The following is a 12,460-nucleotide window of genomic DNA, read 5'->3' on the forward strand; positions in this document are numbered from 1 at the left end:
TTACTGGGCTACGGCTTCGGTTTGTTTTGCTTTCTGCGAGTTCAGTTCGCCTTTGCGGCGACGCTCGTTGTAAGCCACGGCGTGCTTGTCGAGCACCGTGGTCAGGAAGCGGATTACCCGCTCGTCGCGGCGGTAAGCCAGTTCCAGCACGTCGATAGCGCCGGCGGGAGCGGTGAACTCAACCAGGTAGTAGTACCCGGTCGATTTTTTCTGAATCGGATAGGCCAGCTTGCGCAAGCCCCAGTTTTCCGTGTTCAGGAGGTCGGCGCCATTTTCCTTAAGCACCTGCGTGAACTTCTCGATCGTCTCTTGAACCTGCGCGTCATTGAGGACGGGCGTCAGTACGAAGACGGTCTCATAGTTTCTGTTTGCCATTGCGGAACAGAGAAAAAGTAAGTGAGACGATGAATGAGCCGGCAAAGGTAAGACTTTTACCTATTGGCTCGGACTGTACTCGACAAATAATTTCTCAAAACAGTTCGGCAAGCTTCTGACTCTCAACTCGCAAACCAAAGCCTGCGTAGGGATAGGGGAGCATGATGACAAGCCAGAGGGCAAGCGCGGAGTTGGACGTTTTCAGGGCGACTTTTCTATACCTATATATAATAAGGTGTAGAATAGAGCTTTTTAGAATGGTTCTAAGTAGGCTGAATAGGCCGAAAATTAGCCATACCCGGTTTGTTCTCTGCCGTTCGTGGGCTACATTTGTGGCCCTAAAGCACCCTGCTTTTACGTTTTTCCAGCACGTTTTGCAATGAGTAGCTACCGACTACGCTCTTTTTCACACTGGCTTCTCGCTCTGTTCCTGACGTTTACTGCCGTTGGCCAAGTGGCCGCGCAGGACGCCGCGACGGTGAGTAAGGATGGTGTGGTGCCCGGCCAAACTGCCGCCGCTGCTCCCGCAGCCGCCGCAGGTGGCGCCGCGCCAGCCGGTGACGCCGCCGCTGTTGCGGCCGGCGACGCCCTGTTCAAAGGCAACTGCGCCCAGTGCCACGCCGTCAACGACGTAGTCGTAGGTCCGGCTTTGGCCGGCATCGACCAGCGCCGTCCCCTGCCCTGGATTATTAAATGGGTGAAGAACTCCAGCAAGATGGTCGCCAGCGGCGACGAGTACGCGGTGAAGCTCTTCAACCAGTACCAGAAGCAGCAAATGCCCAACTTTGCGCTCAGCGACGAAGAAATTACCTCGATTGTTGCCTACGTTAAGTCGCAAACCGGCCCTGGCGCTGGCACGAAGCAGGAGCAAGGTGGCTCGCCTGATCAAGGCGCACAAGCCAACCAAGGCGGTGCTGCCGGTGCCGATGACGCTGCCGGCGCTGGCAAATACGTCAACGTGGTTCTGATTGTCCTGATTGTAGTGCTGATTGTGCTGGTGGTAACACTGGTTATCATCGCCAACATCATGAAGGACGTACTGCGGGGCCGCAAAGATCTTGATGGCCGCGACGTAGAACTCCTCGATCAGAAAACCGACTGGATGGGTATCCTGAAGTCGGGCTGGTTTAAAGGCGTTGTGGGTACGCTGTTCGTACTCGTTGTGCTCTACGAGTCTATCCAAGGTATTATGGCTGTGGGTCTTACCCAAGGTTACCAGCCGGCCCAGCCCATTGCCTTCTCGCACAAACTGCACGCCGGTGAGCACCAGATCAACTGTGCTTACTGCCACACCTCGGTATACAAGAGCAAGTCGGCTAACATTCCGTCGGCCAACATCTGTATGAACTGCCACTCGCAGATCAAGACGACGTCGCCGGAAATCAAGAAAATCTACCGCGCTATTCAGCGTCAGCAGCCGATCCAGTGGGTACGTATCCACAACCTGCCGGACCTGGCTTACTTCAACCACTCGCAGCACACCCAAGTAGGTGGCATCGAGTGCCAGACCTGCCACGGCCCGATCCAGAACATGGACGTGGTGTACCAGTACTCGGCCCTGACCATGGGCTGGTGCATCAACTGCCACCGCGAGACGCCGCTGAACACCAAAGGCAACGGCTACTACGACAACCTCGTGAAGCTGCACGACGAGGCTAACGCCAGCGCTCCGTTCACCGTGTCGTCGAACGGCGGTACCGAATGCTCGAAGTGCCACTACTAATAGGTTGCTAGGATTTCGGAGACGCTGAATCTAGCATTCGGCGCCTCCCTTTCCGCTTTCACGTCGAAACAGAGATACACTTGGGCACTGACGGCCGCCAATACGTCACCGCACAGTCCCTAAGTACCCATACACACATGCAAGAGTCGCCTAAGTACTGGAAGGGAATCGAGGAGCTCGAAAACTCGCCGGAGTTTCTGCATAATGCCCTGAGTGAGTTCGGGTCGATGCCGATGAAGGAGAGCCGTCCCTCGTCGGACGACACGGTCGCCCCGCGCCGCGACTTCCTCAAGCTGATGGGCTTCGGCCTGGCCGCTGCCACGCTGGCAAGCTGCGAAACGCCCGTTCGCAAAGCAATTCCGTACCTGAACAAGCCCGAGGAGGTAGATCCGGGTATTGCTAACTTCTACGCCTCGACCTATTTCAACGGTCAGGACTACAACAGCGTGCTCGTGAAGACGCGCGAAGGTCGTCCGATCAAGGTCGAAGGCAACCCTGAGTCGCCCATCACGCGTGGTGGTCTGTCGGCTCGCGGCCAAGCTTCGCTGCTGAACCTGTACGACCAGAATCGTCTGCAGTCGTTTGCCATCAATGGCAAGCCGGTCGATAAGGATCAGGTGGACCAGGAAATCCGCACCAAGCTGGCAGGCGTAACCGGCCGTATCGCCATCGTTTCGCCGACCATCATCAGCCCGAGCACCAAGCGTGCCATTGCTGACTTCGCCGGCCGCTACGCCAACACCGAACACGTACAGTACGACGCCGTTTCGGCTTCGGGCCTGCTGCGCGCCAACGGTGGCGTCGTTCCGGGTTACGACTTCAGCCAAGCTGCTGTTATCGTGAGTCTGGGCGCTGACTTCCTCGGCACCTGGATTTCGCCGGTAGAGTATGCTGCGCAGTATATCGTAAACCGCAAGGTGTCGAACACCAAGCGTTCAATGTCGCGCCACTTCCAGTTCGAGTCGAACATGTCGCTGACCGGCGCCAACGCCGACGTCCGCGTAGCTGTGAGGCCTTCGGACCTGAACCAGGTCGCGCTGGCTATCTACAACGGTATCGTAGGCGGTGGTGCCGCTTCGAACTACAAAGCCACGCCGACGCTGACCAAGGCCATCGACGAGCTGAAAGCCGCTGGTAGCCGCGCTCTGGTAGTTTCGGGCTCCGACGATGTAGCCGTACAAACTTTGGTAACGGCCATCAACGCCGCTCTCGGTAACACCGGCACGACCATCAACCCGAATGCACCTTCTTACGTGCGTCAGGGTGATGACGCCCGCATGGAGCGTTTGGTGCGTGACCTTGGCACCGGTGGGGTAGGGGCTGTAATCTTCTACCACGCTAACCCGGCTTACGACCATCCGCTGGCTGAGCAGGTACAGAAGGCCCTGCAGAATAAAAACCTGCTGAGCATTTCGTTCAACGAAAAGATGGACGAAACCACCTCGCTGTGCCAGTACCAGTGCCCCGACCATCACTGGATGGAGTCGTGGAACGATTACGAGCCTAAGCGTGGCTTCCTCAGCCTTGCCCAGCCGGTTATCACGCCGCTGTTCAAGACCCGTCAGGCGCAAGAAAGCTTATTGGCTTGGGCTGGTAACCCCAATACGTACTACAACTACCTGCGTAACAACTGGCGCGGTGTTGTTGCTGGCCAGGCTGGCTGGGACAAAGCCGTGCACGATGGCGTAGCCGTTGGCACCTTAACCCCAGCCCCGGCCGCTCAGCTAGCTCCGGCTGTTGCCGCCGCCGAGGCTGCCAACACGGTAGCTGGTCAGAAAGGTGGTGCAGTTGAATTTGCTCTCTACGAAAAAGTAGGCGTTGGCAACGGCCAGCAAGCCAACAACCCTTGGCTACAGGAGCTGCCCGACCCCGTGTCGAAGGCAACCTGGGGCAACTACATAACTGTTTCGCGCACTATGGCGAAGCAGCAGAACTGGGAACAGGGCGACGTAGTGAAAGTAACTGCCAACGGCAAGTCGCTGGAATTGCCCGTGCTGATTCAGCCGGGTCAGGCCCAAGGCTCCATTGGTATTGCAGTGGGCTACGGCCGCGAGAAAGCCGGCAAAGTAGGCGACAAAGTAGGCGCTAATGCTTACCCGCTGGCTCAACTGCGCAACGGTGCCATCATGTACACCGGCGTAGCCACGTTGGCTGGTGCAGGTTCGAAGCAGCCGATTGCCCAGACGCAGACCCACCACACCATCATGGACCGTAAGCCGGTGGTGCAGGAAGCTACGCTGGCCCAGTACATCGCTGACCCCAAGAAGGTAACCGAGTACGATAAGATTGCCACGCCTGATGGCTTGGAGAAGCCCAACAAGGTTTCGCTGTGGCAGGATTATGAGTACAAGAACCACCACTGGGCCATGGCTATCGACCTCAACTCGTGCATTGGCTGCGGCTCGTGCGTGGTGGGTTGCCAGGTAGAGAACAACATCCCGGTAGTAGGTAAGCAGGAGGTTATCAACCGTCGCGAAATGCACTGGTTGCGTATCGACCGCTACTACAGCTCGGACCACCACAAAGACGAATTCGCGACGGAAGGCAAGTTGGCTACCTACGCCAACATGGAAGACCCCTCGGACAACCCGCAGGTTATCTTCCAGCCGATGCTCTGCCAGCACTGCAACCACGCTCCCTGCGAAACGGTGTGCCCGGTACTGGCTACCACCCACAGCACGGAAGGTCTGAACCAGATGACCTACAACCGCTGCGTGGGTACGCGCTACTGCGCTAACAACTGCCCGTACAAAGTGCGTCGCTTTAACTGGTTCTCGTACTACTCCAACGAGAAGTTCGAATCGGTAAACGGCCACATGTTCACCGACCTGGGCCGCATGACGCTGAACCCGGACGTAATGGTTCGTGCCCGCGGCGTTATCGAGAAGTGCTCGTTCTGCGTGCAGCGCATTCAGCTCGGCAAACTCGAAGCTAAGAAGCAGAAGCGTCGCCCGCAGGATGGTGAAGTGGTAACGGCCTGCGCCCAGTCCTGCCCCACCCAAGCCATTGTCTTCGGTGACCTGAAGGACCCGAACTCGCGCGTTAGCCAGATCTGGCGCCGTGAGGATGGTGAGCGGGGCTTCAAGGTCCTGGACGCTATCAATACGCAGCCCAACATTACGTATCTGACCAAGATCCGTAACACGGATGTGTCGAACTTCTTCGCTCCCGAGGAAGAAGGTGAAAAAGCTGGTAAAAAGGCGGAAGCCCACAACGCCTAAGTCAACACGAACCAATTAACCAACCAATATGCAGCACGTTTCGCCTGTACGCATACCGCTCGTAACCAGCGGTAAGACGTACCACGACGTCACCGAGGACGTGTGCCGCCAGGTAGAGGCCAAGCCGAACATCCGCTGGATGGCCGCCTTGAGTGTCGCCCTGTTTTTCCTTGGTGTTTTCCTCTACTCCGTGTACCGCACCCTGTGGTATGGTATCGGGGAATGGGGTCTGAACAAAACCGTTGACTGGGCCTGGGACATCACCAACTTCGTATGGTGGGTAGGTATCGGCCACGCCGGTACCTTGATTTCGGCCGTACTGCTGCTGTTTCGTCAGAAGTGGCGGACCTCCATCAACCGCGCGGCTGAGGCAATGACCATCTTCGCCGTAATCTGCGCGGCTATGTTCCCGGTACTGCACATGGGCCGTCCGTGGCTCGCTTTCTGGGTACTGCCGCTGCAAAACACGTTCGGCTCGCTATGGGCGAACTTCAATTCGCCGCTGCTCTGGGACGTATTCGCAATTTCGACCTACTTCTCGGTGTCGCTGGTGTTCTGGTACACCGGTCTAGTACCCGACTTCGCTACCATCCGTGACCGTGCCAAAGGTCCGATTGCCCGCCGCGCGTACGCCCTGCTGAGCTTTGGCTGGAAGGGCGGGGCTAAGCACTGGTCGCGCTACGAAACGGTGTCGCTGATTCTGGCCGGTGTTTCCACGCCGCTGGTACTGTCGGTACACACCATTGTATCGATGGACTTTGCTACCTCGGTAGTACCGGGCTGGCACACCACCATCTTCCCGCCCTACTTCGTTGCTGGTGCTATCTTCTCCGGCTTCGCCATGGTACTCACGCTGATGCTCATCACCCGCGTGGTGTTTAAGCTGGAAGATTACATCACGCTGGAGCACATTGCGTTGATGAACAAAATCATGATGATTACCGGCTCCATCGTAGGTGTGGCTTACATCACGGAGTTCTTCATCGCCTGGTACTCGCAGGTGGAGTTCGAACAGTACGCCTTCATCAACCGCGCTACCGGTCCTTACTGGTGGGCGTACTGGTCGATGATGACCTGCAACGTGATTTCGCCCCAGCTGGTGTGGATCCGTCGCATCCGCTACAGCATCCCGGCCACCTTTGTTCTCTCGATCATCGTGAACATCGGTATGTGGTTCGAACGCTTTGTAATCATCGTGACGTCGCTGCACCGCGACTACCTGCCGTCGTCCTGGGCTATGTTCTCGCCCTCCATTATCGACATCGGCATCTACGTCGGCACGCTGGGCCTGTTCTTCACCCTGTTCCTGCTCTTCGCCAAGTTCTTCCCCGTGATTAACATGGCCGAAGTGAAATCGATCCTGAAATACGGTGTGGACAACGGTCCGACCTACGGTGGCCCGAACACGGGTGCCCAACAGTCGACCTACCGCCCCACCGGTGCTCCTGCCTCCGCCCCCGTAAACTACAACAAGCATGACTAAGCGTTACGCGCTCGGCATCTTCGAGGACGAAGACGTGCTCCTGCACGCCATTGAGAACGTCCGTGCTGCCGGCGTAAAAATCTACGACGTTTTCTCGCCCTACCCGGTGCACGGCATCGACGACGCCCTGGGTATCGAACGCTCCCGTCTGCCGATTGCTGCCTTCTTCTATGGGCTGTGCGGTCTGTCGTTTGCGCTGTGGATGCAGATCTACATGCTAGGCTTCGACTGGCCGATGATTATCGGCGGTAAGCCCCACATTTCGCTGCCTTCGTTTATCCCGGTTGCTTTCGAGCTGACAGTGCTTTTCTGCTGTCACGGCATGGTTATCACCTTCTACACGATCAGTGGGCTCTACCCCCGCATGAAAGTGCCGGTGATGGACGTGCGCTCTACTGACGATAAGTTCGTCATGGCTATCGAGTTGAAGGAAGGAACGGATATGGGTAACCTAACCCAGTTGCTTCGCTCGAACGGCGCTTCCGAAGTGAACGAGAAAGAAATGACCAAAGAATAATGACGCACTCTTTTAAATACGGCGTCCAGGCTTCGGCCATTCTGTTTGCTTCGGTGCTGACTACGGCCTGCAACGACGCCAACGACCCGGGTCTGGAATATGCGCCGCAGATGTACGAGTCTATTCCGTACGACCCGCTGCGCCAGGTAGATGCCAATACGGTTAACCCGATGGGCATCAATGAGCGCACCCCGGCCATTGGCACGGTACCCCGCGGCAAGCTCAGCTACTTCAACCATATCGGTAAAGACAGCACGGGCATTGCCGAGCGTACGTTGCGCAACCCGTTGCGCTACACCACGGCCAACCTCGAAGAAGGCAAAGTTCTCTACACCCGCAACTGCCAGCACTGCCACGGCGAGCAAGGTGATGGTCAGGGCCCAGTGGGGGTGAAGTTCAAAGGTGTCCCTAACTACTCGCAGGGTGCCTACGTGAACATGAACGAAGGCCATATCTACCACGTCATCCAGTGGGGCAAAGGCCGCATGATGCCGCACGGCTCCCAGGTTAATCCCGAGGAACGCTGGAAGATTGCCATGTACGTTCGCGTGTTGCAGAAGGGCAAAGGCCCGGAAGGCATGAGCGAATTGGTGCAGGACGAACTTGAACCTTCGCAGAAAACCAACCCCGAAAACCAGGCTCCTTACGGTCAAGCTCAAGCCAACGATATGTCGGAAGAGCAAGGCCAGGGTGAGAAAGCACGTAACGGCACGGCTCAGTAATTATGGCATCAACGCATCATCATCATGAACCGGTAACGGCCGAGTTTCTGGAGCTTTCGGCTGCAGCGCGTCGTCGGTTCATCCTGTTCATCGTCGCCGGGGTCGTGCTTATGGCCATCGGTTTGATCATGTCCGCCATGAATATTGGCGGCCACCACGAAGTAGCCGGTGCAGCCCACGGGGCTGGCCAAGGTGCTTCGGCTCACGGTTCGGAGCACGCGCCTATCTGGCTGCGTCGCCTGTTTGCTTCACTGTGGCAGAGCAACGTGTTCTTCCTCGGCATTTCAGCTGTAGGTACTGTGTTTGTAGCTATTCACACGGTAGCCTATGCCGGCTGGTCCATCATGGTTCGTCGCATTGCTGAAGCCTTCAGTGCCTGGATTCTGCCTGGTGGTGTAATCCTGCTACTGGTGTTCTTCGCTAGCGGCCACAACCTGTTCCACTGGCGTACCGAAGGCATTATGGAGCCGGGTAGTGCCAACTACGATGCCATCATTGCGGGTAAGGCGGGTTTCCTCAACATTGGCTTCTACGTAGGCCGCATGGTGGCTTTCATTGCCATCTGGTGGTTCTTCTCGAAGCGCCTCCGCGACTTGTCGCTGCAGGAAGACCAACTGGGTGGTACTGGCTTCTGGGATAAGAGCATCAACGTATCGGCCATGTTCCTCGTGCTCTACGCCGTTACGTCATCCATCTCGGCTTGGGACTGGGTAATGTCGATTGACACGCACTGGTTCTCGACGATGTTTGGTTGGTATGTTTTTGCTTCGTGGTGGGTATCGGGCATCGCCGGCATTTTGCTGACGGCCATCTACCTGAAGCAGGCAGGCTATCTGCGTTTCCTGAACGCTAACCATCTGCACGACCTTGGCAAACTGATGTTTGGCTTCAGCATTTTCTGGACCTACGTATGGTTCTCGCAGTTCATGCTGATCTGGTACGCCAACCTACCTGAAGAAGCCGTGTACTTCAACCAGCGCCTCGGCGGTTTTGACGGTAAGTACACCTGGCTGTTTTTCTTCAACCTGATTATCAACTTCGCCTTCCCCTTCCTCGTGCTGATGACTCGTGACGCTAAGCGTCAGATCATTATGCTGAAGATCGTAGCTACCGCGGTGTTGATTGGCCACTGGCTGGACTTCTACATGATGATCATGCCCGGAACGCTTCAGGGCGACAGCGGGTTTATCATTGAAATTGGTACGGGCCTCGTGTTCCTTGGCGGTTTCCTGCTGCTGATGACTAAGCGCCTGTCGCAGGCCTCGCTGGTACCGGTAAATCACCCCTTCGTGGAGGAGAGCGTGCACCACACGACTTAAGCCTCGCGCTGTTCGGACGACTGACTTTCACAACGTACAACTAATGATTGCTCTCGGTATCCTACTGGCGCTGGTGCTTCTGCTGGTCGTTTTCGGCCTTCTGTTCCGGCTTCAGATTCTCACCTCCATTTTCTCGGGAAGCTACGCGCGCCAGATTGGCCTCAGCAACCGGGTAAATGCCATCCTCATGGTGGTGTTCATGGTAGTTGGCATGGCGGCATTCGCCTACTCCTTCGTTGCCAACTTCGATAAAATGAACCCGCCGATTGCGTCGGTACATGGTCTCCACACGGAGAAACTGTTCTGGACTACGATGATCATTATCGGCATCGTGTTCGTGCTGACGCAGGTTGCTCTTTTTGTGTACTCTTATAAGTACCAATACCGCGAAGGGCGCCGCGCATTCTTTTACTCGCACAACAACAAGATCGAAGTTATCTGGACGGTAATCCCGGCCATCGTAATGGCTGGTCTGGTGTTCGGCGGTTGGAAAGAATGGTCCAACATCATGGGCCCAGCTCCTAAAGACGCCGTGGAAGTTGAAATCATGGGCAAGCAGTTCAACTTCCTGGTTCGTTACCCCGGTCGCGACCAGAAGCTGGGCCGTATCAACTACCGTCTGATCGACGCCACCAACGAATTCGGGTTTGACCTGAACGACCAGCGTGGTCTTGATGACTTCACGGCTAGCGAAGTACACGTACCGAAAGGTCACCCGGTGTTGCTGCACATTCGTTCGCGCGACGTGTTGCACGCTGTATACGCTCCCCACTTCCGGGTGCAGATGTATGCTGTGCCAGGTATGCCGACCAAGTTTTGGTTTATCCCGACCAAGTCGACCGATGAAATGCGGGCTCAGACGGGTAACCCGAACTTCAACTATGAAATTGCCTGCAACCAGATCTGCGGCCGTGGTCACTTCGCTATGAAAGCGAACATCATTGTCGACGAGCCGGACGATTACATAGCTTGGTACGCCCAGCAGAAGTCGTTTGCTGACCAGAACCCCGACATCCTGGCCGCCTTCAAGAACAAGAAGACGCCGGTGATTGAAGACGCGCCGGCCGAAACTACGGCTGCGCCTGCTGCGACGGAAAAGGCTCAGGCCTCCCTCTAACGTAACTAAACGCACGCTTTTCTGATGGCTGCATCTAATACACCGATGGGCTCGTCGCCTACCAGCGCGCCGCACATCCAGCACCACGTCGCTGGTGACCACCACGACGAGCACGACCACCACGACCAGCACTGGCTGTTTAAGTACGTATTCAGCCAGGACCACAAGTGGATTGCCAAGCAGTTCCTGATTTCGGGTATTGTCTGGGCATTCATCGGTGCTACGCTGTCCACGCTCTTTCGTATTCAGCTCGGCTGGCCCGACGCTCAACTGACTTGGTTGGAGCCTTTGCTTGGCCGGTGGGTGGAAGGTGGTAAGCTCAACCCCGAATTCTACCTTGCTCTCGTGACGATGCACGGCACCATTATGGTGTTCTTCGTGCTGACTGCGGGCCTATCAGGTACGTTCTCCAACTTCCTGATTCCGCTGCAGATTGGAGCCCGCGATATGGCTTCGGGCTTTATGAACATGCTCTCATTCTGGTTCTTCTTCTTGGCCGGGATTATCATGTTCGTTTCCCTGTTCCTTGAAACTGGCCCCGCTTCTGCTGGCTGGACTATTTACCCGCCGCTATCGGCCCTGCCGCAAGCAATTCCGGGTTCGGGCGCAGGCCAGACGCTGTGGCTGGTATCGATGGCACTGTTCATTGTGTCGCAGCTGCTGGGTGGTGTTAACTACATCACCACTATTATCAACCTGCGTACGGCTGGTATGTCTATGGCCAAGCTGCCGTTGACGATTTGGTCGTTTTTCCTGACGGCCATCCTGGGTCTGCTCTCTTTCCCAGTACTCTTCTCGGCTGCTCTGCTGCTGATCTTTGACCGTTCATTCGGTACGTCCTTCTTCCTGTCGGACATCTACATCGGTGGGGAAGCCCTGAACCACGTAGGCGGTTCGCCGATCCTGTTCCAGCACTTGTTCTGGTTCCTGGGTCACCCCGAGGTGTACATCGTGATTATGCCCGCCATGGGTATTGTGTCGGAGGTAATGGCAACGAATGCTCGCAAGCCCATCTTCGGCTACCGCGCCATGATTGGCTCGCTGATTGGCATTTCGTTGCTGTCGTTCGTCGTGTGGGCTCACCACATGTTCGTAACGGGCATGAACCCCTTCCTCGGGTCGGTGTTCATGTTCCTGACGCTGATCATCGCCGTACCGTCGGCAGTGAAGACCTTCAACTGGCTGGCTACGCTATGGCGTGGTAACATCCGCTTCACGGCCGCCATGCTGTTTGCTATCGGCTTCGTATCGCTGTTTGTGTCAGGTGGTCTGACGGGTATTATTCTGGGCAACGCAGCACTGGATATCCAGATGCACAATACCTACTTCGTGGTAGCTCACTTCCACTTGGTAATGGGTTCGTCGGCATTCTTCGGCATGTTCGCCGGGGTGTACCACTGGTTCCCCAAGATGTTTGGTCGCATGATGGACGAGAAACTCGGCTACGTGCACTTCTGGCTGACCATTCTCGCTGCCTATCTGGTGTTCCTGCCGATGCACTACGTTGGTATCGCCGGCTTCCCGCGTCGCTACTATGCTTACACGGCTTACGAGACGTTTAACCAGTTTGGTGACCTGAACACGTTCATCTCGATTGCCGCCATCATGGCGTTCTTCGCGCAGTTCATCTTCCTGTTCAACTTCATCTACAGCATCTTCCGCGGCCGTCGCGCTACGGAGAACCCCTGGAACTCGAACACGCTGGAATGGACGACGCCGGTAGAACCCGGCCACGGCAACTGGCCTGGTGCTATTCCTGCCGTGTACCGCTGGCCTTACGATTACAGCAAGCCTGGGGCTGAACAGGACTTTATTCCGCAGCACATCCCGTACTCGCAGACCGTATCGTCGAACCTGCCGTACGAAAAAGAAATGGAATAGTCCTAGTTGGACAAATCTGAGAGAAGGAGGCCCAAAAAAGGGTCTCCTTCTTCTTTTTCAGACGTTTCCGTTGGACCTTTGCGAAGCGAAATGCTGTTAAAT

9 protein-coding genes are annotated in these 12,460 nt (G+C 56.3%); 8 read left to right on the top strand and 1 reads right to left on the bottom strand.

Going from position 1 to position 12,460, the window contains the following annotated elements; genetic code table 11:
- Positions 1–375: a 30S ribosomal protein S6 gene (gene rpsF, locus B0919_RS10695; RefSeq protein ID WP_078012241.1), complete on the bottom strand. Its 375-nt coding sequence runs from the start codon at positions 373–375 to the stop codon at positions 1–3.
- A gap of 379 nt (positions 376–754) precedes the next feature.
- Here rpsF and B0919_RS10700 point away from each other — a divergent pair, with 379 nt between their 5' ends.
- From B0919_RS10700 to B0919_RS10735, 8 genes are all read left to right on the top strand, one after another.
- Positions 755–2,098 carry a cytochrome c3 family protein gene (locus B0919_RS10700; protein WP_078012242.1) on the top strand — a complete coding sequence of 448 codons (1,344 nt, stop codon included), beginning with the start codon at positions 755–757 and terminating at the stop codon, positions 2,096–2,098.
- A gap of 137 nt (positions 2,099–2,235) precedes the next feature.
- Positions 2,236–5,319 carry a TAT-variant-translocated molybdopterin oxidoreductase gene (locus B0919_RS10705; protein ID WP_078012243.1) on the top strand — a complete coding sequence of 1,028 codons (3,084 nt, stop codon included), beginning with the start codon at positions 2,236–2,238 and terminating at the stop codon, positions 5,317–5,319.
- A gap of 28 nt (positions 5,320–5,347) precedes the next feature.
- Positions 5,348–6,802, top strand: coding sequence for an NrfD/PsrC family molybdoenzyme membrane anchor subunit (nrfD, locus tag B0919_RS10710; RefSeq protein WP_078012244.1), 1,455 nt, complete (start codon positions 5,348–5,350; stop codon positions 6,800–6,802).
- Positions 6,795–7,319 carry a DUF3341 domain-containing protein gene (locus B0919_RS10715; RefSeq protein ID WP_078012245.1) on the top strand — a complete coding sequence of 175 codons (525 nt, stop codon included), beginning with the start codon at positions 6,795–6,797 and terminating at the stop codon, positions 7,317–7,319. Before nrfD ends, B0919_RS10715 begins: the two co-directional genes overlap by 8 nt.
- Positions 7,319–8,041, top strand: coding sequence for a c-type cytochrome (locus B0919_RS10720; protein ID WP_078012246.1), 723 nt, complete (start codon positions 7,319–7,321; stop codon positions 8,039–8,041). Before B0919_RS10715 ends, B0919_RS10720 begins: the two co-directional genes overlap by 1 nt.
- A gap of 2 nt (positions 8,042–8,043) precedes the next feature.
- Positions 8,044–9,360 carry a quinol:cytochrome C oxidoreductase gene (locus B0919_RS10725; RefSeq protein ID WP_254846546.1) on the top strand — a complete coding sequence of 439 codons (1,317 nt, stop codon included), beginning with the start codon at positions 8,044–8,046 and terminating at the stop codon, positions 9,358–9,360.
- A gap of 43 nt (positions 9,361–9,403) precedes the next feature.
- Positions 9,404–10,477 carry a cytochrome c oxidase subunit II gene (locus B0919_RS10730; protein WP_078012248.1) on the top strand — a complete coding sequence of 358 codons (1,074 nt, stop codon included), beginning with the start codon at positions 9,404–9,406 and terminating at the stop codon, positions 10,475–10,477.
- Between the two features lie 45 nt (positions 10,478–10,522).
- Positions 10,523–12,358, top strand: a complete 1,836-nt coding sequence (locus tag B0919_RS10735) for a cbb3-type cytochrome c oxidase subunit I (RefSeq protein WP_078012249.1) — start codon at positions 10,523–10,525, stop codon at positions 12,356–12,358.
- Positions 12,359–12,460: the final 102 nt, after the last annotated feature.

Origin of the sequence: Hymenobacter sp. CRA2, from assembly GCF_002007105.1 — a bacterium.
Classification (GTDB): Bacteria; Bacteroidota; Bacteroidia; order Cytophagales; family Hymenobacteraceae; genus Solirubrum.

Bases quoted from the DNA above. Each gene is read 5' to 3' on its own strand.
- B0919_RS10715 (WP_078012245.1), top strand. From the start codon at position 6,795: ATGACTAAGCGTTACGCGCTCGGCATCTTCGAGGACGAAGACGTGCTC.
- B0919_RS10705 (WP_078012243.1), top strand. From the start codon at position 2,236: ATGCAAGAGTCGCCTAAGTACTGGAAGGGAATCGAGGAGCTCGAAAAC.
- B0919_RS10735 (WP_078012249.1), top strand. From the start codon at position 10,523: ATGGGCTCGTCGCCTACCAGCGCGCCGCACATCCAGCACCACGTCGCT.
- nrfD (WP_078012244.1), top strand. From the start codon at position 5,348: ATGCAGCACGTTTCGCCTGTACGCATACCGCTCGTAACCAGCGGTAAG.
- B0919_RS10720 (WP_078012246.1), top strand. From the start codon at position 7,319: ATGACGCACTCTTTTAAATACGGCGTCCAGGCTTCGGCCATTCTGTTT.
- rpsF (WP_078012241.1), bottom strand. From the start codon at position 375: ATGGCAAACAGAAACTATGAGACCGTCTTCGTACTGACGCCCGTCCTC.
- B0919_RS10725 (WP_254846546.1), top strand. From the start codon at position 8,044: ATGGCATCAACGCATCATCATCATGAACCGGTAACGGCCGAGTTTCTG.
- B0919_RS10700 (WP_078012242.1), top strand. From the start codon at position 755: ATGAGTAGCTACCGACTACGCTCTTTTTCACACTGGCTTCTCGCTCTG.
- B0919_RS10730 (WP_078012248.1), top strand. From the start codon at position 9,404: ATGATTGCTCTCGGTATCCTACTGGCGCTGGTGCTTCTGCTGGTCGTT.